The 22165-nt window shown below is 32.6% G+C and carries 19 protein-coding genes; 17 read left to right on the plus strand and 2 right to left on the minus strand.

Translation table 11 applies throughout. From position 1 onward, the window contains the following. Positions 1-48: 48 nt before the first annotated feature. The 7 genes from QWY99_RS19270 to QWY99_RS19300 all read left to right on the plus strand — a co-directional run bounded on the left by QWY99_RS19270 (position 49) and on the right by QWY99_RS19300 (position 8319). The gene (locus QWY99_RS19270) at positions 49-912 is read left to right on the plus strand and encodes a DUF58 domain-containing protein (RefSeq protein ID WP_290267337.1); all 864 of its coding nucleotides are present in this window, start codon (positions 49-51) and stop codon (positions 910-912) included. 148 nt (positions 913-1060) lie between these two features. Continuing rightward, on the plus strand, positions 1061-2692 hold the full coding sequence (locus QWY99_RS19275) for a hypothetical protein (protein WP_290267338.1): 1632 nt from the start codon (positions 1061-1063) through the stop codon (positions 2690-2692). Next, positions 2692-3693, plus strand: a complete 1002-nt coding sequence (locus QWY99_RS19280; RefSeq protein ID WP_290267339.1) for a vWA domain-containing protein — start codon at positions 2692-2694, stop codon at positions 3691-3693. Before QWY99_RS19275 ends, QWY99_RS19280 begins: the two co-directional genes overlap by 1 nt. A 73-nt stretch (positions 3694-3766) precedes the next feature. After that, positions 3767-4801 carry a VWA domain-containing protein gene (locus QWY99_RS19285; protein ID WP_290267340.1) on the plus strand — a complete coding sequence of 345 codons (1035 nt, stop codon included), beginning with the start codon at positions 3767-3769 and terminating at the stop codon, positions 4799-4801. A 51-nt stretch (positions 4802-4852) separates the two neighbouring features. Beyond that, the gene (locus QWY99_RS19290; protein WP_290267341.1) at positions 4853-5635 is read left to right on the plus strand and encodes a tetratricopeptide repeat protein; all 783 of its coding nucleotides are present in this window, start codon (positions 4853-4855) and stop codon (positions 5633-5635) included. Positions 5636-5723: 88 nt separating this feature from the next. After that, on the plus strand, positions 5724-7478 hold the full coding sequence (locus QWY99_RS19295) for a BatD family protein (protein ID WP_290267342.1): 1755 nt from the start codon (positions 5724-5726) through the stop codon (positions 7476-7478). Between the two features lie 91 nt (positions 7479-7569). Beyond that, positions 7570-8319, plus strand: coding sequence for a tetratricopeptide repeat protein (locus tag QWY99_RS19300; protein ID WP_290267343.1), 750 nt, complete (start codon positions 7570-7572; stop codon positions 8317-8319). A gap of 1042 nt (positions 8320-9361) precedes the next feature. Here QWY99_RS19300 and QWY99_RS19305 read toward each other — a convergent pair. Together QWY99_RS19305 and QWY99_RS19310 are read right to left on the minus strand one after the other, a co-directional pair. Further along, positions 9362-9928: a 5-formyltetrahydrofolate cyclo-ligase gene (locus tag QWY99_RS19305; protein ID WP_290267344.1), complete on the minus strand. Its 567-nt coding sequence runs from the start codon at positions 9926-9928 to the stop codon at positions 9362-9364. After that, positions 9918-10898 carry a succinylglutamate desuccinylase/aspartoacylase family protein gene (locus tag QWY99_RS19310; protein ID WP_290267345.1) on the minus strand — a complete coding sequence of 327 codons (981 nt, stop codon included), beginning with the start codon at positions 10896-10898 and terminating at the stop codon, positions 9918-9920. Before QWY99_RS19310 ends, QWY99_RS19305 begins: the two co-directional genes overlap by 11 nt. A gap of 126 nt (positions 10899-11024) precedes the next feature. Here QWY99_RS19310 and uvrC point away from each other — a divergent pair, with 126 nt between their 5' ends. The 10 genes from uvrC (at position 11025) to QWY99_RS19355 (ending at position 22134) form a co-directional block, all read left to right on the plus strand. Next, positions 11025-12824: an excinuclease ABC subunit UvrC gene (uvrC, locus tag QWY99_RS19315; protein WP_290267346.1), complete on the plus strand. Its 1800-nt coding sequence runs from the start codon at positions 11025-11027 to the stop codon at positions 12822-12824. 4 nt (positions 12825-12828) lie between these two features. Beyond that, positions 12829-13329, plus strand: coding sequence for an XAC2610-related protein (locus QWY99_RS19320; protein ID WP_290267347.1), 501 nt, complete (start codon positions 12829-12831; stop codon positions 13327-13329). A gap of 73 nt (positions 13330-13402) precedes the next feature. Next, entirely contained in the window at positions 13403-15787 is a 2385-nt protein-coding gene (locus QWY99_RS19325; RefSeq protein ID WP_290267348.1) for a patatin-like phospholipase family protein, read from the plus strand. A 213-nt stretch (positions 15788-16000) separates the two neighbouring features. Further along, positions 16001-17158, plus strand: a complete 1158-nt coding sequence (locus QWY99_RS19330) for a homogentisate 1,2-dioxygenase (RefSeq protein ID WP_290267349.1) — start codon at positions 16001-16003, stop codon at positions 17156-17158. Between the two features lie 189 nt (positions 17159-17347). Then, the gene (locus tag QWY99_RS22290; RefSeq protein ID WP_353960591.1) at positions 17348-17500 is read left to right on the plus strand and encodes a four helix bundle protein; all 153 of its coding nucleotides are present in this window, start codon (positions 17348-17350) and stop codon (positions 17498-17500) included. Beyond that, on the plus strand, positions 17496-17642 hold the full coding sequence (locus QWY99_RS22295) for a four helix bundle protein (RefSeq protein ID WP_353960592.1): 147 nt from the start codon (positions 17496-17498) through the stop codon (positions 17640-17642). The genes QWY99_RS22290 and QWY99_RS22295 overlap by 5 nt, the downstream gene beginning before the upstream one ends. Positions 17643-17731: 89 nt before the next feature. Continuing rightward, on the plus strand, positions 17732-18892 hold the full coding sequence (gene hppD, locus QWY99_RS19340; RefSeq protein WP_290267350.1) for a 4-hydroxyphenylpyruvate dioxygenase: 1161 nt from the start codon (positions 17732-17734) through the stop codon (positions 18890-18892). A 293-nt stretch (positions 18893-19185) separates the two neighbouring features. Further along, positions 19186-19953 (plus strand): DUF3108 domain-containing protein, encoded by a 768-nt coding sequence (locus QWY99_RS19345; RefSeq protein WP_290267351.1) that lies wholly within the window; start codon positions 19186-19188, stop codon positions 19951-19953. Further along, the gene (locus QWY99_RS19350; RefSeq protein ID WP_290267352.1) at positions 19953-20894 is read left to right on the plus strand and encodes a tryptophan 2,3-dioxygenase family protein; all 942 of its coding nucleotides are present in this window, start codon (positions 19953-19955) and stop codon (positions 20892-20894) included. The genes QWY99_RS19345 and QWY99_RS19350 overlap by 1 nt, the downstream gene beginning before the upstream one ends. 19 nt (positions 20895-20913) lie before the next feature. Beyond that, positions 20914-22134, plus strand: a complete 1221-nt coding sequence (locus QWY99_RS19355) for a M23 family metallopeptidase (RefSeq protein ID WP_290267353.1) — start codon at positions 20914-20916, stop codon at positions 22132-22134. Positions 22135-22165 lie beyond the last annotated feature (31 nt).

Here is a 22165-nt window from a genome sequence, read left to right on the forward strand (position 1 = left end):
CAAATTAAGACTTACTGAGACTGAAAACTGCGACTGAAAACTAAAAAAATGGATACAAAAGACCTATTAAAAAAAGTACGTAAAATAGAAATAAAAACCAAAAGATTGAGTAATCACATCTTTTCGGGAGAGTACCATTCTTCATTCAAAGGACGAGGAATGACTTTTAGTGAAGTGCGCCAATACCAATATGGCGATGATATTCGTGCTATTGACTGGAATGTAACTGCACGTTATAATGAAGCTCACGTAAAAGTTTTTGAAGAAGAACGCGAACTTACCATGATGCTTATGGTGGATATTTCGGGTTCTGAAAATTTTGGTTCAAAAAGTCAATTTAAAAAAGATATCGTAACCGAAATTGCCGCAACAATGGCTTTCTCGGCAACACAGAATAATGACAAAATTGGGTTGATTTTATTTTCGGATATAATCGAATTATATATTCCGCCTAAAAAAGGAAGGTCGCATGTATTACGTATCATTCGTGAACTAATCGAATTTGAACCTAAAAGCAATAAAACAGATATTGCACAAGCATTTAAATTTTTATCGGGTACACAAAAGAAGAAAGCTATCGTTTTTGTAATCTCCGATTTCATGTCAGATGATTATGAACATACGTTAAAAATAGCTTCTAAAAAACATGACATTACAGGCATTCGAGTATATGATATTCGAGAAGAAAAAATACCAAATATCGGAATGGTTTCTATGCTTGATGCCGAAACCGGCAAAACACAATTAATCAATACAAGTTCAAAAACAATACGCACAAACTATGAGAAACATTATCATAGCAAAGTGAATTATTTTAAAGAAACGTTCAGTAAATCAGGAGCTGGTGTGGTAAACACCCGTGTCGACGAAAGTTATGTCACCAAATTATTAGGCTATTTTAAATCAAGATAAAGAAATTAGATTATTAGGCTTCTTAGATTGTTAGATTTAAACAAAATTAGGAAGACACAAATTAAAAAATAAAATTCGCTTAAATCTGTACCTTCAATGTCCTTTTTTAAGTATTCATTTTAGACTAAAATCTAAAATCATTAATCAGATGAAATTAAAACTTTACATATTTTTATTCTTACTATCAGCAACTGTTTTTGCACAACAAAAACAAATTGAGACTAGTATAGATACTACTAAAAATAAAATTGGAGCTGAGTTTAAACTAACACTTAAAACTACGGTCGATACTAAGTCGAAAGTTGTTTTTCCAAAACTTAAAAACATTGGTCCACTTGAGGTAATTAAATCCTATCCAATTGATACTGTCAAAAAAGAAGACCGTTATGAATTGATTAAAAAATATGGTTTAACACAATTTGATTCTGGGAGATATACTATTCCGAGTATTCAAATTCTTATTGATAAAAAACCTTACCTATCCGATTCTATTCGAGTAGAGGTTGCTAATGTGAAAGTTGATACGTTGCAACAAAAAATGTATGACATTAAAGACATTACTAAAGTTGAAAATCAAATTGGCGATTGGTGGAAATACCTTTTGGCTCTTATTTTAATTTTAGGAATTGGTGTTTTGGTATATTGGTTTATCAAAAAAAGGCAACAGAAAAAAATAGAAGAAGAAGTTTATAAAACTCCAATCGAAAAAGCAACAAGCTTGCTTAATACATTAGAGAAAAAAGAACTTTGGCAAAAAGGAGAAGTCAAAGCTTATTATAGTGAATTGACTGATATTGCTAGAAATTATATAGAGGAAGCTATAGAAATTCCCGCAATGGAAAGCACAACTTCTGAATTAATACAAGGTATTAGAGCTGCTTCTTTGAAAAAGAAAATGACGCTTACGCCAGAAACAGTAGAAAACCTTGAACGTGTACTTAAACAAGCCGATTTAGTTAAGTTTGCAAAATCTAAACCATTGGATTTTGAAATTACGGAAGACCGAAATAAAATTCAAAAAGTAATTCTTACTCTAGACAGTGCAATTCCTGTTGAAGTCGTTGTTGAAGAAGATACATTATTAAATGAGGCTCAGAGACAGAAACAAATAAAACTTCAATTACTAAAAAAACGCAACAAACGTATTGCTTTATCTGTAGCGACAGTTTTATTCCTGATTGTTCTAGTTACTGGGTATTTCATTGCCACAAAAGGATTTACTTATGTAAAAGATAATATCATCGGGCATCCATCTAAAGAGCTATTAGAAGGAGAATGGGTAAAAAGTGATTACGGAAATCCAGGAATCTTGATTGAAACTCCAAAGGTTTTAAAACGAATGGATTTAACCAAAACCTTACCTAAAGAAGGTTTGGCATTAATTAAAGAAATGCAATCTTTTGGATATGGAAGCTTGGTAGATAACTTCTCATTGATGATTTCGACTTTAAAATACAAACAAGAAACTCAAATTGATTTATCAAAATCTCTAGAAGTTACCATCAAAACTATCGAAGCGCAAGGAGCTCGAAACATGATTGTAAAAGAAGAAGATTTTGAAACTAAGGAAGGAATTCGAGGAATAAAAGGATATGGAACTTTCTCAAGCATAGATGAGGGAAGCAAATCAAGTACTAAAATGTATTATGAGATTCTTTTATTTAGTCAAGAAGGCGGATTACAACAAATAATGATTTTTCACGAAGAAGGAGATACTTATGCAAATGATATTGCAGATCGTATATTAAACTCTGTGGAACTAAAAAAAGCAACTAATTAATGGATAAAATAACTTTTTTAAACCCTGAGTTTTTCTGGTTGTTTCTTTTGATTCCCATTGCAATTGCTTGGTTATTCTGGAAAAGAAAGCAGCAATCGGCAACACTAAAAATGAGTTCATTGCAAGGTTTTAAATCTTCAGAATCATTGTTAGCCAAACTAAAACCTTTTTTGGGTGTATTTCGAATTTTAGCATTATGCTCATTAATAATTGCGCTTGCAAGACCTAGAACAGTAGATGTAAGCAATAAAACGAAAACTACAAAAGGAATAGATATTGTAATGTCAATTGACGTTTCTGGAAGTATGCTTGCAAGAGATTTAAAACCAGATCGTATGCAAGCCCTTAAAAAATTAGCAGCCGAATTTGTAAACGAAAGACCAAATGACAGAATTGGAATCGTTTTATATGCATCTGAAGCTTATACAAAAATACCTGTAACAAGCGATAAAGCAATTATCCTTGAAGCAATCAAAAGCATAAAATACGACAATGTTTTAGTTGATGGAACTGGAATAGGAATGGGATTGGCAACTGCTGTAAACAGACTTAAAGACAGTAAAGCAAAAAGCAAAGTCATTATATTAATGACAGATGGTGTAAATAACGCTGGGTTTATTGAACCAGACACAGCCGCTGATATTGCAAAACAATACGGAATTAAAGTATATACAATTGGAATTGGAACTAACGGAATGGCCGAATTTCCATATGCAATTGCTCCGAATGGTCAGTTTTTATTCAGAATGATGAAAGTAGAAATTGATGAGCAAATGATGAAAACTATTGCAAACAAAACAGGAGGAAAATATTTTAGAGCTACAAGTAATGAAAAATTAGCCTCTATTTACAATGAAATTAATAAACTGGAGACAACCGAAATCGAAGAACTAAAATTCTATGATTACGATGAAAAATTCAGACCTTTTGTGATATTAGCAGGTTTATTGCTTTTATTAGAAATTGGATTACGAAATACTGTTTACAGGAGTTTTATATAATGTTACCGTTATCAGTCAATCTATTCAATAAGTAATGAAGACCTTGGCTGAGAGTGAAAACTTAAATTAAAAAATGGAATTAGACGAAAAAAAATATTTATACCTTCTTATACTGCTTCCAATTTTGGCTTGCATTTTCTTTTTCAATATGTACTGGAAAAGAAAAAAACAACGCGAATTTGGAGATTTAGAATTAGTAAAAAAACTAGCTCCTGAACATTCTATTTTTAAACCATTTTTAAAACTAGGAGTTATCCTTTTAGCTTTAGCAGCATTGGTTTTAGGATTGGTTAATCCGAAAATTGGAACAAAAATGGAGACTGTAAAACGTGAAGGAATCGATATTGTATTTGCAGTAGACGTTTCTAAAAGTATGCTTGCAGAAGATGTTGCTCCAAATCGTTTAGAAAAAAGTAAGCAACTGGTTTCTCAAATTGTAAAACAATTAGGAAATGACCGTATAGGAATTGTTGCCTATGCCGGAAGTGCTTTTCCTGTTTTGCCAATTACAACTGATTATAGTGTTGCCAAAATGTTTTTGCAAAGCATGACCCCAGATATGGTATCCTCACAAGGAACATCTCTTGACGAAGCTATAAAACTATCAGCGACTTATTTTGACGAAAAAAGCAAAACAAGTAAGCTATTGATCTTGATTTCGGATGGTGAAGATCATTCAGAAGGAGCCGATGTTGCTGCTGAAGAAGCCAATAAATTAGGAATGAAAATCATTACTATTGGTGTTGGAACCGAAAAAGGTGCTACGATTCCATTAAAGAAAAATGGTGTAGTCGAAAGCTACCAAAGAGATAATAATAACGAAATAGTTATTACAAAATTAAATCAAGAAGGCTTAAAGGCTATCGCAAAAGCAACAAAAGGTGGTTATGTCTACGGCGGTAGCACCAAAGAAGTCTTAGATTATGTAAAGAATGCTTTAGACAACATCCAAAAAACTGAATTTGAAGCTACACAAATGGCCGATTTTCAATCTCAATTTCAATGGTTTATTGGTATTGCTTTTGTTTTATTGTTCATTGATCTATTCTTATTGGAAAGAAAAACAAATTGGATAAAAGAGTTGAATTTATTTAACGAGAAAAAATAATTGTTTCAAGACAGTTACTACATTTTGAAACAAAAAAACAAAAAAATTAGAATGAAAAATTTACTTCTATATATTTTATTAACGCTTTCATTGACCATTTCGGCTCAAGAAAAGGATAAAGCGTTGCCAAAAGCTAATGAAGAATATAAACAGAATAATTTTGTAGATGCGGAAGCTAATTATAGAATTTCGCAATCTAAATTTCCAAATCGAACCGTTGCTCCTTACAACTTAGGAAATGCTATTTATAAGCAAAACCAAGCAGGAGAAGCTAAATTTGCTTACGCGAAAGCCATAAAGAATGCTAAAACTCCTTCTCAAAAACACAAAGCATTTCATAACCTAGGTAATGTTTTTATGAAAGAGAAAGATTATGGCCAAGCAGTTGAAGCTTATAAAAATGCGTTACGTAACAATCCTTCGGATGAAGAAACACGTTACAACTATGCTTTAGCAAAGAAAATGCTAAAAGAAAATCCTCCTAAAGAAGATAAGAACAAGGACAAAAATAAAGACAAGGATAAGGATAAGGATAAGAAGGACGACAAAAAAGACGGCGACAAAGATAAGAAAGACGACAAAGGCGATAAAGACAAAGACAAAAAAGACGACAAGGGCGATCCTAATAAAGATAAAAAGGACGGAAAAGATGACAAAGGAGATCCAAAAAAAGAAGATAATAAAGGAGAACCAAAACCAGCACCTGGAGGCATATCAAAAGAGCGTTTACAGAATCTCTTAGACGCAGTAAATAACGAAGAAAAGAAAATTCAAGATAAAGTGAATGCTCAAAAAGTAAAAGGAGCTCCTAAGAAAACCGAAAAAGACTGGTAAACTCATAATGTGTTCTTTTTAAAACCAGAACACAATAAACAATAAAACATTTTAAAAATAAACGGTTAAAAAAACTGACAAACAAGTAATGAAAAGATATTTAATTCTATTACTATTAAGTTTCCAAGGGCTTATGGCTCAAGTACAATTTGAAGCCAGAGTAAGCAAAACTACGCTTGGTCTAAACGAAAGACTTCGAATTGACTTCATTATGAATGTTGATGGCGATAACTTTGTGCAACCTTCGTTTGACGGTTTTCGAATTGTTGCGGGACCAAGTCAACAAATTAGCCAATCTTGGGTAAATGGAAGAAGTTCATTCGAAAAAGTTTATTCTTATTTTTTATTACCAAACCAAAAAGGAAATCTTGTTATAAAACAAGCCGCAATAGAATATAACGGTCAGATATACAAAACTTCACCAATAAAAATAAATGTTACTGCTGCGGTGGCTCAAGAGAGAGACCCAAATGATCCACAACAAATATCAGCAGATGATAATTTATACTTAGTAGCAGACATTTCAAAAACAACTCCCTACGTAAATGAACCAATTACTGTCATTTATAAATTATATTTCAGTAATAATATTGGTATTTCTGGTTTTAAAGAAGTAAACAAACCAAAATACAATGATTTCTGGAGTCAGAACATTGATATAAAGCAACTTGTTGCCGAAGAAGGTATGTTTAAAGGCGAAAAATATCGCTATGTAGTACTTAAAAAAGCGGTTTTATATCCTCAAAAATCAGGTAGATTATCTATCGAACCTTTATCATTGGATATTGATGTACAATTGCCTACCAACAGAAGAAATATGTTTGGTCAGGTTATGATTACGGAAGGAAACAAACGTGTATCTGCAGGTACTAAAACAATTTATGTAAAAGCACTTCCAGAAACTAACAAACCCGAAGGATTCTCAGGAGCTGTTGGACGATTTGATTTTAAAGTGACTCCATCTAAAACAACATTAAAAAACGGAGAAAGCTTAGAATTAGTCGTTAGTGCTGCTGGTAGTGGAAACATGAAATTATTTTCTCTGCCAAAACCTGTGGTACCAAATGCATTGGAAATCTATGATCCTGTACATGATGAAAAAGTAAACACAACCCTTAGTGGTATGTCAGGAAAAATTTCTGATACCTATACTATTGTCCCACAATACAGAGGAGATTACGCAATAAAACCAATGCAATTCTCGTATTTTGATTTAAATACTGGAAGCTACAAAACGATTACTTCACAAGAAATAATGGTAAATGTTCTTGATGGCCCAACTCCTGCTGACGCAAATGTAGCATCTGGTCCAACATCAACAAGCAAAGAATCTGGTCACGACCAATTCAAAAACATCAAAATGAAAAGCAATTTTACCTCAGTGGTAAAAGATGATTTCTATGGTTCTAATTTATATTATGCATTATTGTTTTTACCTTTTATAATCATACCAATTATTGTTTTAGCTAAGAAGAAAAAAGAAGCACTTGATAGCGATATCACTGGAAACCGAATTAGAATGAATAATAAACTAGCTAAAAGATATTTATCACAAGCTAAAAAACAAATCAATAATAAAGAGGCCTTCTATATTGCACTTGAAAAAGCAATGCACAATTTCTTAAAAGCCAAATTGCATATTGAAACTTCAGAAATGAGCAAGGATAATATCACAGAGCTTTTATTATCTAGAGAGGCAAATCCAGAATCAGTTCAGAATTTCATTAATCTAACAGAAAATTGTGAATTTGCACGCTATGCACCAGCATCTAGTGCTTCTATTCAGCAAGATTTTGATAAAGCAGTATTGATAATTTCAGAATTAGAAAAACAAATTGTTTAATGGTTTTTAACTTAAAGTGCGCAAAAAAAGTTATTTAGCCTACACTGAATCAATGTTCACAAAGTTAAAATTCTTATTACATATCACTAAAATGAAAAATATTCTTTTATATCTATTCTTATTATTGTCTCAACTTTTCTTTGCTCAAAGTAGCTTTGAAAAAGGGAATGCTTTGTACCTAAAAGGACAATACGAACAAGCAGTCCAAGAATATGAGAATGTCATAAAAACAGAAAAAAAACAAGCAGCTGAATTGTATTTTAATTTAGGAAATTGTTATTATAAACTTAATAAAGTAGCTCCTGCGATATATAATTACGAGAAAGCCCTAGTCTTACAACCTGATAATATTGAGACATTAAACAATATAAAATTTGCAAAAAAACTAACCATTGATGAAATAAAAGAAGTGCCTAAAGTAGGTTTTGCAAAACTTATTCGAAATTTCACTGGAATATACCATTACAATACTTGGGCATGGATTTCGATAAGCATTTCGGTACTGTTTTTATTATTCTTTATTGGATATTATTTCTCACAACGTACTCGTGTTAAAAGAGTTTTTTTTATTGGTATGTTTTTAGTATTGCTTGCTTTACTGGTAAGTTTAACATCTGGTTTTTTAGAAAAAAGTCATTACGATAACGAAAGACCTGCAATCGTATTTGCGGAAATTGCTGAAGTACGTAGCGAACCACAAAAAGCAGGACCTACTATTCTGACTCTTCATGAAGGTGCAAAAGTATATGTAAAACAGTCATTAAAAAACTGGAAAAAAATTGAATTGACTGACGGAACAGAAGGCTGGATAGAGTCATCGGCTGTAAAAGAGGTGAAATAGTTTTTAACCATAAAAGTGAAATACGAAATCTAAAGCTTTCAATCCTTGCGAACCTTAACTAAGCACAAACTAAAGTAATTCCCTTGCGAACTTTGCGATAAAAATCAAAACTGAGAAACTCTTAATCCTTGCGATAGCGAATAGACGAAGTAATCGCACCTAGTAGTCCGACAATCTAGGAATACTTTGTGTTAGTTTCTTGCGGAGATTCTTCGTACCTCAGAAGGACAAGATTGTGGTTAAAAAAAAGAAATTCTTGCTACTACACAGGTTTTCACATTGATCCTTTTACTCTTTGCGAACCTTGCGATAAAAATCTAAACTGAGAAACTTTCAATCTCTACGAACCTTACAGTAAAAAATCCAAACTGAGAAACTTTTAATCTTTGCGATAGCGAATAGACGAAGTAATCGCACCTAGTAGTCCGACAATCTAGGAATACTTTGTGTTAGTTTCTTGCAGAGATTCTTCCTTCGTCAGAAGGACAAGATTGTGGTTAAAAAAATTTCAAAAAAAAAGAAAATCTTGCTACTCCACAGTTTTCTGCATTGATTCTTTACTCTTTCCTAACCTTAACTAAGCACAAACTAAAGTAATTCCCTTGCGAACTTTGCGATAAAAAACCAAACAGAGAAACTCTTAATCCTTACGATAGCGAATAGACGAAGTAATCGCACCTAGTAGTCCGACAATCTAGGAATACTTTGTGTTAGTTTCTTGCGGAGATTCTTCGTACCTCAGAAGGACAAGATTGTGGTTAAAAAAAAAGAAATTCTTACTACTACACAGGTTTTCACATTGATCCTTTTACTCTTTACGAACCTAAATTAAGTGCAAGCTAAAGTATTTTCTTTGCGAACCTTGCGATAAAACCCAAGCTCAAAAACTCTCAATCTTTGCGAACCTTAACTAAGCATTAACCAAAGTATTTCCTTTGCGAACTTTGCGCTAAAATCCAAACAGAGAAACATCCAATCTTTATGTTAAAAACCCAAAATAAGAGACTTATAACCGTCGCGTTAAAAATCCAAGCGCAATCGATTAGAACTTATAAACCTTCTTTGGGGTAACACAATAATCTAGTTTTATATCACCTTCAAAAACATCTATGATCGTGGTATCGGCTTCAAAAAAGGAAAGACCAATTTTTATAGTTTCAGGTTTACATTCCGATAAAAACTTATCATAAAATCCTTTTCCATATCCTACTCTATTTCCAGAAGCATCAAACGCTAAAAGAGGAACAAACACTACATCAATTTTGCTCGATGGAACTTCTAAACCGTCTACAGGCTCAGGGATATTATATTCGTTTTTTTTTATTCTAGTATTATCAGTAAGTAAAAAATGGGTCATTTTTCGAGTTTCAAAATCACTTTTAGAGATTACAATTTCTTTGTCTTTACCAGCAAGCAAATGCAAGATAAACTCAGTATTTACTTCATTATGCTCAACGATAGGCAAAAAAACATGAAAATAAGTCTTCTCCCAAATTGGTAACGAAAGAACATTATTAGCAATTACCAAACTCATTTCGTCTATATCAACCTCAGTAAGCTGTTTCCTAAGTGCCTTTTTTTCTAAGCGTAATTCTTTTTTAGTTGTCATCTTCATCTAAGTTAGTTTTCGACATATGATAAATAGCATCGCCTTCGTACACAATTGGCGAATGGTTTGCATTAATAATATAACCATCATGTGGCGCTTTTACCTTCCTTTCAAACTTACCAAATGGATCGGTAATAATTGCCAAAATAGTCCCTTTATTAACAAATTTACCAATGGTATTATAATCATGTAATAAACCCGAACATTTAGCTCGCAACCATACCGATTTCTCAATATAAATAGAAGGTTTTTCTGGAGGATCCACAACATGTCCAACATCTAACATTCCTAAATGTGACAGTAAGCGTTTAACTCCATCAATACCAACATTAGCAATATCGTGATTAATATCCAATGATTTTCCGCCTTCAAAAAGCAACATTTTTACTTTTAATTTCTCACTTATGCTTCTAAACGAACCCGAAATATTTTTAGAATACAACGTAAAAGGAGCACTAAAGACATCAGCTAGAATTTTCAAATCAGGATTATTTTCAGTAATTCTAATCTGAGGGGCATTAAAACGACTTGCACCTCCAGCATGAAAATCAACAGCATAATCAAGAATAGGCAAAACATCATTAACAATATGATATGCAAATCGACTGGCCAAAGATCCTTTTTTACTTCCGGGGAAAACACGATTTAAATCACGACCATCAGGAAACTCACGCGCCTTATTTACAAAACCGTACATATTTATAACTGGGATACAAATGATAGTTCCTTTTTTAGGACGATTTATCCTCTTGCTAATTATCTGGCGAACAATTTCGACACCATTAATTTCATCGCCATGAATTCCTGCGGAAAAAAGTACTACAGGCCCTTCTATCTTAGAGCGTCTTATAATAACAGGAATATTAAGTTTGGTTGTAGTGTGCAGTCGGGCAATTTCGACATTGATAGTTTTGCTTTCACCAGGTAAAATCGATTCTCCAAAAATCACCAACGGTTTACTATTTCTCATATTCAATAATAAAAGCTAAATATAGAGATTATTATTTTGAATTCGTAAATTTGAAGTTAATTCAACATCAAGCCATCGAAAATATTTTCTAAGGCAAATCGATTGAACTTTAGAAATAAAAACAGAATGCAAAAAACACCACTCGAGCTCCAAATTCAAACTTTACCAGACAATCCTGGCGTGTATCAATATTATGATAAAGAAGGAAAAATCTTATATGTCGGTAAAGCCAAAAATTTAAAGAAAAGAGTTTCTTCCTATTTTAATAAAATTCATGACAATGCCAAGACCAATGTTTTGGTGAAGAAAATTGTAACTATTAAGCATATTGTAGTTCCAACAGAAACAGATGCGCTTTTATTAGAAAACAATCTTATAAAAACCTTACAGCCACGTTATAATGTATTATTACGAGATGATAAGAGTTATCCTTGGATTTGTATAAAAAAAGAACCTTTTGCTCGAATATTTTCAACGCGCAGAATGGTCAAGGATGGTTCCGAATATTTTGGCCCTTATACTAGTTTTAAAACGGTACATACAATTCTTGATCTTATAAAAGAGCTTTACCCACTAAGAACCTGCAATTTTGATTTGAGTCAATCGAATATTAATAGCGGTAAGTTTAAGGTGTGTTTAGAATATCATATTGGCAATTGCAAAGGTCCATGCGAAGGACTAGAAACATTAGAAGATTACCAAAAGCAAGTCGATGCCATTCGTGAAATCCTTAAAGGAAACTTTAAAGAAAGTATGAAGGACTTTAAACGTCATATGACTCAATTGGCACAAGAATTACGTTTTGAAGAAGCACAAAAAATAAAAGAAAAATTAGACGTTCTTGAAAATTATCAATCGAGATCAACGATTATAAATCCAAAAATCACCAACATTGATGTATTCTCGATAGTTTCAGATGAAAGCGCTGCCTATGTCAATTTTCTCCAAATTTCTCATGGTTCGATTATTCGTTCCCATACTTTAGAAATCAAAAAGAAATTAGATGAAACTGATGCTGAATTACTTGAACTAGCAATAATAGAACTTCGCGAACGATTCCAATTACTATCTAAAGAAATAATTGTTCCATTTGAAGTCGATTTAGGAGAAAACATTAAAGTAACTGTTCCACAATTGGGCGATAAAAAACAAATCCTAGATTTATCAATTAGGAATGCCAAATTTTACCGAATCGAGCAGCTTAAGCAATTACAAATTGTAGATCCAGACCGTCATACAAAACGTATAATGGCACAAATGCAAAAAGATTTACGTTTGCCTGTTGAGCCACGTCATATTGAATGTTTTGATAACTCAAACATACAAGGAACAAATCCGGTTGCCGCCTGCGTTGTTTTTAAAGATGGTAAACCAAGTAAAAAAGATTATCGCCATTTTAACATAAAAACTGTCGAAGGGCCAGATGACTTTGCATCTATGACCGAAGTTGTGTACCGCCGTTACAAACGATTGCTAGACGAAAACGAACCATTACCCCAACTTATCATTATTGATGGAGGAAAAGGGCAACTATCATCGGCTTTAAAAAGTATAGATGAGCTAGGCTTACGTGGCAAAATAACTGTAATTGGTATCGCTAAACGCCTTGAAGAACTTTTTTATCCAGGTGATTCGATCCCATTATATTTAGATAAAAAATCTGAAACACTAAAAGTAATTCAGCAATTACGAAACGAAGCACACCGATTCGGAATTACATTTCACCGTGACAAACGTAGCAAAGCAGCATTAAATTCATCAATCGAAAGTATTCCTGGAATTGGCGAAAAAACAATGCTCGCATTGATACAACATTTCAAGAGTGTTAAACGACTAAAATTAGCATCCGAAGAAGAAATAGCAAATGTTGTAGGCCCATCAAAAGCAAAAAAAATTACTAGCTTTTACAATAACAAGCAGGAATAAGCAAATGAAAACCCTAATTATTAGCTTCATAACATTATTTATAAATTATAGTTATGGCCAAAATAGCATTGAATTTTATCAAAAAGATAAAACTCAAATAAAGATAAAAGCTGTAAATGATTTTGAAAAATTAGAAATCACCAATTCAAGCAATAATAGAACTCAAGTTATAGATAGTATCGAAACATCTATAACAGGAAGAGAAATGCATCTGGTTAATGAAGATTACAATTTTGATGGTTATAACGATTTTGCTTGTTATTATCTAGACGACGGGATGGGAGTTTATACAATATATCAAATATTCATCTATAATCCTAAAAACAAACAATTTAAAAAATTAAGAATTCCCTCAAACAGTAGCCCCAAATGCGATGAGCTTTGTGACATCAAAGTAAATAAAAAAGAAAAAACGTTTCAGTCAAGTTGTCGAGGAGGAGCACGATGGTATACAGATATCTGGAAATTTGATAAAAACGAAAATTTAATATTATTGAAAAAATAATACTATTAAAACAAAAATGACACATAAAGTTCAATAATATTTCCGACTTTTACAAAACAAACCAGCTATTTCTATGAGCCTCATCCAGCTGTCCACAACAAACACTCGATTAAAAAACTTTTTTTCTATTATAAAAAAAGGAGCTTCTAGGGTCTCTTTTATTTTGCAAGAAAAAACAGCTTTAACCTACTCCCAATTTTCCATTCCTATCTGGGGTTTAAAAAAATTAATCCTATTAGTATTCTTTGGATTTACACAACACACATTTGCTCAAGACAAACTTGCTCAAGACACCCTAAAGAACGCAAAAAATGATCCTTCCTATCGTCCAAAAATAGGATTAGTACTAAGTGGTGGTGGCGCCAAAGGGTTTGCTCATATAGGAGTTCTAAAAGTGCTGGAAGAAGCTGGAGTAAAAATAGATTTTATAGGCGGTACAAGCATGGGATCAATAATCGGTGGTTTATATGCATCAGGGTACAATGCTGCTCAGATTGATTCTATTTTTAAAAGAACCAATTTTGATGATTTAATTAATGATAATATACCAAGATCATCTAAAAATTTTTACGAAAAAAGAAATGATGAATTATATGCTGTAATTTTACCATTCAGCAATTTTAAAATTGGTATTCCCGAAGCGCTTTCTAAAGGAATGTATAATTATAATCTACTAAGCAGTTTAACTCGTAACGTAAGACACATTCGAGATTTTAACAAATTACCAACCCCATTTTTATGTATTGGTACCAACATCGAAACTGGTGAGGAAGTATTATTAAACAAAGGTAATTTAGCTCAAGCCATGATTGCAAGTGCGGCATTTCCTTCCTTATTCTCTCCTGTAGAAATAGACGGAAAACTTATTGTAGACGGAGGAGTTGTAAATAACTATCCTATAAAAGAAGTTCGGAATTTAGGCGCAGATATTATCATAGGAGTCGATGTTCAAGATGATTTACTAGACCGACATAGACTTAAAGATGCTACTCGGATATTAGTCCAAATTACCAATCTTCAGTCTATCGATAAGATGAAGAGAAAAATAAAAAACACCGATATTTATATCAAACCAGATATTAAAGAATATGGCGTAATCTCGTTTGACAAAGGAGAACAAATTATCCGCAGAGGAGAAGATGCAACGTTTTCAGTTTATGAAAAAATAAAAGCATTAGTAGAAAAACAAGGTTATTATAAAAAACCTGCACTAAAAGTAGCCTCAGATACACTAGAAATACAAAAGATAAACAGCAATCACTTAGAAAATTATACTGAAGAATACATCACAAGTAAACTGCGTTTTAAATCTGGTTCAAAAATAACCTATGAAGACTTGATAAAAGGAGTTAACAACATTAATGCTACTCAAAACTTTAGCGCCATCTCCTATGCATTAGATTCAAATAATTCTCGTGATGACTTAAATTTAGTTTTAAAAGAAAACCCAACAAAAACTTATTTAAAATTTGGGCTACACTATGATGGCTTGTACAAAAGTGCAATTTTGGTAAATCTAACACATAAAAAAACGCTCTTTAAAAATGATATTACTTCATTAGATATAATTTTAGGAGATAATTTTAGATATAATCTAGACTATTACATCGAGAATGGTTTTAATATTAGTTTTGGTTTCAAATCAAGATTGACACAGTTTAATCGAAACATATCAAGTGCTTTAAGTGATCCTCTTAAAAAAATTCTGGATCCAAATTTAGTTAATGTCGATTTTATTGACATTACTAATGAAGCTTATTTTCAAAGTATTTTTGTTCAAAAATTTCTAATCGGTGGTGGAGTCGAACATAAATATTTAAAAATAAATTCCAATACTTCTGTCAATACAGATCCTAATATCGACAAAAGCAGTTACTTAAGTTTGTTCGGATACCTGAATTACGATAATTATGACAATAAAGACTTCCCTAAAAGAGGATGGGGCTTTTCGGGTAATGTTCAAACTTATTTATTTTCTTCAAACTACACAAAAGCATTTGAACCCTTCTCGACTGCAAAAGCAGAAATTGGTATAGCAAAAACGATATTTAATAAAGCTACGATAGTCCTTAAAGCCAATGCAGGACTAACTTTTGGTCAAACAAGTGTGCCTTTTTTTAATTACTTATTAGGAGGGTATGGCTATCAAAAGTTGGATAATTTTAATTATTTCTACGGATATGACTTTTTAAGTGTTTCTGGGAATAGCCTTATAAAAACGGATATAACATTTGATTATGAAATTTTCAAAAAAAACCATATTAATTTCTCTGCAAACTTTGCAAACCTTGGCAACAATATTTTCGAGGGTGTCGAATGGATATCAGTACCAAAGTACACAGGCTATGCCGTAGGTTACGGACTAGAAACGATACTAGGTCCTATAGAAGTAAAATATTCTTGGTCGCCAGAAAACACAAAAGGCTACACATGGTTCAAAATAGGTTTTGTGTTTTAATTTCAATTTAATTCAATAAAAATTACGACATTTGTTATAATGAAAACAAAATGGGCAGGTTTATTAGATTATCTTCAATTCCTCATTAAGAGAAATCCAGAATAATGGTTTCGAATTGTGATAATTGGTCAATTTAGAAAATAAGCTAATTATCTGTTCGCACCTATTCTATTTTCTAATTATCTAATTTGTAAATTATCTAATTGAAAAGCCATGCCACTATACCATAAACTAGGAAGTTTTCCACAAAAAAGACATACACAGTTCGAAAAACCAGAAGGCGGACTTTATTACGAACAATTATTTGGGACCGAAGGTTTTCATGGGCATTCGTCATTATCCTATCATGTTCACAGACCAACACAAGTTAAAGAAATTTTAAACTCCTACTCTGTTGAACCAAAAATTGCAATCGGAAAAAACATAAAATCATTGCTATTTAAAGGTTTTGAATTAAAACCTGAAAATGACTTTCTAGATAGCCGAAAAGCAATGTTAGTCAATAAAGACTGCGTTATTGGATTAGCGGCTCCTAAGAAATCACTAACAACCTATTTTTATAAAAATGCCGATGCCGATGAAATGCTTTTCATCCATAAAGGAAAAGGAAAATTAAGAACCATGTTAGGAAACATTCCTTTTGAATATGGCGACTACTTAATTATTCCAAGAGGCATTATTTACCAAATCGAATTCGATACTGAAGACAATCGTCTTTTTTATGTCGAATCCTACTCGCCATTTTATACTCCTAAACGTTATAAAAACGAATCTGGTCAGCACTTAGAGCATTCGCCATTTTGCGAACGTGATTTTATCTTACCTAATGAATTAGAAACGCATGATGAAAAAGGCGATTTTTTAATTAAGATCAAAAAAGAAGGCATGATCCACGAAGTTGTTTATGCTACACATCCTTTTGACGTTATTGGTTGGGACGGTTACAATTTCCCATACGGATTCTCAATTCATAACTTTGAACCTATAACTGGACGCGTGCATCAACCACCACCAGTACATCAAACTTTTGAAACAGCAACTTTTGTTGTTTGCTCATTCTGCCCAAGACTCTACGATTATCATCCAAAAGCAATACCTGCTCCTTATAATCATAGCAACATCGATTCAGATGAAGTGCTATATTATGTAGATGGTGATTTTATGAGCCGTAATAACATAGAACAAGGTCATATTACTTTACACCCAAAAGGGATTCCGCATGGTCCGGCACCTGGTGCAATGGAACGAAGCATTGGTCATAAAGAAACCCATGAATTAGCTGTAATGGTCGATACTTTCCGTCCGTTAATGGTAACCGAAGAAGCAATGGGACTAGACGATGGACAGTATTACAAATCCTGGACGGAATAATTAGGCAATGTTCTAATACGACATTGTTCTAATAAGGTAATGTGCCAATTTGATAATTAGATAATTTATAAAATTAAAAAACAATTATCCAATTGTCTCATTCTCTAGTAAACCAATAAAAATGACTTTTAACGAAAAATACAAAGCAATCCTCTTTTAATAAAAACGTTCAATTTTGCATTAAATGTAATTGACTACACAAATCAATTACAAGAGCAAAAGAGATTCGTGATTGCAAATCAATTATTAAAAAGCGGAACATCAATTGGAGCAAATTCTAAAGAATCTCAAAACGCAGAAAGTAAAGCAGATTTCATTCATAAATTAAAAAATAGCAATTAAAGAAGCTGATGAAACTGAATATTGGTTATTTCTATGTGAAGCACATAAAGATTATCCTAATTGCACAGATTTATTAAATGATTTATCAGAAATATTAAAAATTTTAAATAAAATAATATCAACATCAAAAATGAAAAATTAGAGAACTACAGCATGTATTAATTAGAAAATTATTTTTAATTATCTGCATTCCAAAATTATCTCATTTTCTCATTTTCTAATTATCACACTATGTCAAAAGAAGTAAAATCAGTAGAATACGGTTTAGAAAAAATCTTTGAAGGAGCACAAGACTTTCTTCCTTTATTAGGAACAGATTATGTAGAATTCTACGTAGGAAATGCAAAACAATCGGCACATTATTACAAAACAGCTTTTGGTTATCAATCATTAGCTTATGCAGGATTAGAAACAGGAGTAAAAGACAAAGCATCGTATGTGTTGAAACAAGACAAAATCAGAATTGTTTTAACTACTCCACTAACACAAGATTCACCAATTCATGAACATCTTAAAAAACATGGGGATGGTGTAAAAGTGGCTGCACTTTGGGTTGAAGATGCAAGAAGTGCTTATGAAGAAACTATGAAACGTGGCGCTCGCTCTTTTATGGAACCAACTGTCGAAAAAGACGAGTTTGGAGAAGTTGTCCGTTCAGGAATCTACACTTACGGAGAAACTGTACACATCTTTGTAGAAAGAAAAAACTACAATGGCGTATTCTTACCAGGTTATAAAGAATGGAAATCTGACTATAATCCAGAACCAACAGGATTAAAATACATTGACCACATGGTAGGAAATGTAGGTTGGAACGAAATGAATACTTGGGTAAAGTTCTATGAAGACGTTATGGGATTTGTAAATTTCTTATCCTTTGATGACAAACAAATCAATACAGAATACTCTGCCTTGATGAGTAAAGTAATGAGCAACGGAAACGGAAGAATTAAATTCCCAATCAATGAGCCAGCAGAAGGAAAGAAAAAATCACAAATTGAAGAGTATTTAGATTTTTATGGCGGACCAGGAATACAACATATTGCTATCGCTACAGATAATATCATCAAAACAGTATCTGAATTAAAAGCTAGAGGTGTTGAATTTTTATCAGCTCCACCACATACCTACTACCAAGCAATTCCAGAACGATTAGGAGTTCATATGGAAATGATGAAAGAAGATTTAAATGAAATTGAGAAACTAGCCATTATGGTCGATGCAGACGAAGATGGGTATTTATTACAGATATTTACTAAGCCAGTTCAAGACCGTCCTACCCTATTTTTTGAAATAATTCAGAGAATGGGAGCTAAAGGATTTGGCGCAGGGAACTTTAAAGCCCTTTTTGAGTCAATTGAAAGAGAACAAGAATTGCGAGGAACGCTATAAAAACGGTTTTTTTATGCATTATGCAAAAAAATTCTCTTTAAACTGATGCTTTTTTTGCAAATGTTATGTTAAACTGACTTTTTTACTATTATTTTTATAGAGTTTGTATCTATCTTTGCACTCGCAAAACAGGAGGGGGTGGTTTCCTTCCTAAATTGATATAAATTTCATAATTTATAGTTTTTTGGTTAGTTAATAGCATAAAAACTCAGTCATTCCTTGACTGAGTTTTTTTGTTTTAATACATTTGGAATAGAATTTGCATTTATTTTAATAAATTGTCAAAGAAACTTATGAAAAAACTAATCCTATCCATATTCGTCATTCTCACACTTAGCTTCGATACCCAAAAAGAAGATGCATTCGACGTAGGCGAATGGTTTAAGTTTAGAATACATTACGGCATTATAAATGCTGGATATGCTACGCTCGAAGTTAAAGAAGCTACTGTAAATAATAAGAAGGTATTCCACGCAATTGGCAAAGGATACACAACAGGTATGTCACGATTTTTCTTTAAAGTAGATGACTTATACGAAAGCTATTTTGACAAAGAAACTGGTAACCCATATCAATTTGTACGAAAAATAGATGAAGGCGGTTACACCAAGAACCAAGAAGGTTTCTTCAACCAAGAGGGTCGCGTTTTAGTAAAAGATTACAAACACAAAACCGAAAAGACAGTTGCTGTTGGTAAAAACGTACAAGATATAATATCTGCATTTTACTTTTTAAGAAATCACCCCAACATAGACAAACTAAAATCAGGTGATTCAATAACAATCGACATGTTTTTTGACAATGAAACAACAAAATTTAAGTTAAAATTCGTAGGTCGTGAGGATATTACAACTAAATTTGGAACCGTTCCGACTATGATTTTCAAACCATTAGTACAATCGGGGCGAGTTTTTAAAGAAAAAGAAAGTGTAACATTATGGATATCAGACGATAACAATAAATTACCTGTTCGAGTAAAAGCTGAACTTGCAGTTGGATCGATAAAAGCTGATCTAGATGCATTCAAAGGATTAAAAAATCCACTTAAAGTAAAAAAATAATGAATATCACTGATAATTCAGAATCAATTTTAAAAGAAATTGACAAAAAATACCATGCTATTAACCAAAAAACAGATGTACAATTAGAAGGTCTGCTTTGGTCTAAACCAATTACATATTGGGATTACATTCAGACTGATGCTCTTTTAAGTTTACAAATACAAAGAACAACGCTTCCTGACGAAATGGTATTCATTATGTACCATCAGGTAAATGAGTTAATATTCAAAATGATCCTTTGGGAAATTGAACAAATCTCTGAGGTAGAAAACATTCAAACCGATTTTTTTAGCGAACGCCTTTCTAGAATCTCTCGTTATTTTGACATGCTAACTAATTCATTCAGCATCATGGAAAATGGCATGGAAGTTGAGCAATACATGAAATTCAGAAATACATTGACTCCGGCCAGTGGTTTTCAGAGTGCACAATATCGCTTAATAGAATTTTCATCAACCGATGTAATCAATTTAACAGATCGCAGATATAAAGATAATTTTGATTCAAATACCGATTTAGAAACCAGCTTTGAGCATTTGTATTGGCAAGCAGCAGGAAAAGATTACCAAACAGGAAAAAAATCATATTTACTACAAGAATTTGAGAAAAAATACAAATCTCAATTTCTATCCCAAATGAAAGAATACCAAACTAAAAATATTTGGCAAAAATTCAAACAACTTCCACAAGAAGACCAAAAAACCCCCACATTAGTTCAAGCAATGCGTCATTATGACCACACAGTAAATATTACTTGGGTAATGCAACATTTAAACACGGCAAAAAAATACATCCTCGAGAGCGGCAAAGGAAACGGAGAAGCAACAGGAGGAAGTGATTGGCAAAAGTACATGCATCCAAAATATCAACGTAGGATATTTTTTCCAGAATTATGGAGCGCAGAAGAATTAGCCAATTGGGGAAATGAAAAAGAAGTTTAATTAACAAAAAAGGAACAGTTTGAAACAAGTAGCAGCAATTATAATAGTATTATTTTTAATAATATCATGTAATAAAAAAACGGATAAAATTGAAATTAAAACAACCAAACCAAAACCATCTAAAATTGAATTTGGATTTAATTATGCTGACTACAATGTAGTTAATGACACTATAGAAAAAGGGCAAACCTTTGGAACGATAATACAAGGACAAAACATTGGCAACAAGCAAGTTTATACTATTGTTGAACAAATAAAAGACTCTTTTAATGTTAGAACCATTCGGTACCACAAACCATATACGCTTATTAGATCAAAGAACAAAACAAATGATCTTCTAGCAGTCATATACCAACCTGACGCATTAAGCTATTATGTAATTGATTTACGAGATAGCATTGCCAAAGCATACAAAAAAGTAAAACCCGTTACTCTTAAACGAAAAATAATAGGTGGCGTTTTAAAAAGCTCTTTATCAGAAACTTTAGGAAACGAAAGCGTCGAAGCAGCTCTGGCTAGCCGAATTACAAAAATATTTGCCTGGTCTATTGACTTCTTTAAATTAAAAAAAGGAGATCGTTATGGCTTAATCTTCAAAGAGCGCTTTATAAATGACTCTATCTATGATGGTGTTGAAGACTTAGAAGCTGCTTTTTTTGAATATAAAGGAAAAATTGTTTACGCCTTCCCTTTCGAACAAGATACTACATCTGGGAAAATTGAATATTATGATGACGAAGGAAAGACACTTAAGAACCTTTTCCTTAAAACACCTATTAAATTCAGTCGAATCACATCTAGATTTACCAGCAACAGATTTCACCCAGTACAACATACTTGGAAAGCGCACAAAGGAACTGATTACGCAGCACCTACAGGAACACCAATATCAACAACCGCAGCAGGAATTGTAGAAACGACAGGCTACACTGCCGGAAATGGTAATTTTGTTAAAGTAAAACACAACGGAACGTACTCTACCCAATACCTACACATGTCACGAATATTGGTAAAACGTGGACAACGTGTCACCCAAGGCCAAACCATTGGATTAGTAGGAAGTACTGGCCTAGCAACTGGACCTCATGTATGTTACCGATTCTGGAAGAACGGCGTACAAGTAGATGCTTTAAAATTAAACCTACCAACTGGAGAATCTTTAACTGGCAGCAACAGAACACGATTCTTAAAACAAATAGAACCGCTAAAAAGAGAACTAGACAGCATTGGAAATTTGTAGAAACTAACATCTAGTATTCACAAATTCAACA

This window comes from Flavobacterium branchiarum (assembly GCF_030409845.1).
Lineage (GTDB): Bacteria > Bacteroidota > Bacteroidia > Flavobacteriales > Flavobacteriaceae > Flavobacterium > Flavobacterium branchiarum.

Coding starts and splice junctions, on each gene's coding strand:
- QWY99_RS19270 (WP_290267337.1), top strand. CDS start 49: ATGGATACAAAAGACCTATTAAAAAAAGTACGTAAAATAGAAATAAAA.
- QWY99_RS19275 (WP_290267338.1), top strand. CDS start 1,061: ATGAAATTAAAACTTTACATATTTTTATTCTTACTATCAGCAACTGTT.
- QWY99_RS19280 (WP_290267339.1), top strand. CDS start 2,692: ATGGATAAAATAACTTTTTTAAACCCTGAGTTTTTCTGGTTGTTTCTT.
- QWY99_RS19285 (WP_290267340.1), top strand. CDS start 3,767: ATGGAATTAGACGAAAAAAAATATTTATACCTTCTTATACTGCTTCCA.
- QWY99_RS19290 (WP_290267341.1), top strand. CDS start 4,853: ATGAAAAATTTACTTCTATATATTTTATTAACGCTTTCATTGACCATT.
- QWY99_RS19295 (WP_290267342.1), top strand. CDS start 5,724: ATGAAAAGATATTTAATTCTATTACTATTAAGTTTCCAAGGGCTTATG.
- QWY99_RS19300 (WP_290267343.1), top strand. CDS start 7,570: ATGAAAAATATTCTTTTATATCTATTCTTATTATTGTCTCAACTTTTC.
- QWY99_RS19305 (WP_290267344.1), bottom strand. CDS start 9,928: ATGACAACTAAAAAAGAATTACGCTTAGAAAAAAAGGCACTTAGGAAA.
- QWY99_RS19310 (WP_290267345.1), bottom strand. CDS start 10,898: ATGAGAAATAGTAAACCGTTGGTGATTTTTGGAGAATCGATTTTACCT.
- uvrC (WP_290267346.1), top strand. CDS start 11,025: ATGCAAAAAACACCACTCGAGCTCCAAATTCAAACTTTACCAGACAAT.
- QWY99_RS19320 (WP_290267347.1), top strand. CDS start 12,829: ATGAAAACCCTAATTATTAGCTTCATAACATTATTTATAAATTATAGT.
- QWY99_RS19325 (WP_290267348.1), top strand. CDS start 13,403: ATGAGCCTCATCCAGCTGTCCACAACAAACACTCGATTAAAAAACTTT.
- QWY99_RS19330 (WP_290267349.1), top strand. CDS start 16,001: ATGCCACTATACCATAAACTAGGAAGTTTTCCACAAAAAAGACATACA.
- hppD (WP_290267350.1), top strand. CDS start 17,732: ATGTCAAAAGAAGTAAAATCAGTAGAATACGGTTTAGAAAAAATCTTT.
- QWY99_RS19345 (WP_290267351.1), top strand. CDS start 19,186: ATGAAAAAACTAATCCTATCCATATTCGTCATTCTCACACTTAGCTTC.
- QWY99_RS19350 (WP_290267352.1), top strand. CDS start 19,953: ATGAATATCACTGATAATTCAGAATCAATTTTAAAAGAAATTGACAAA.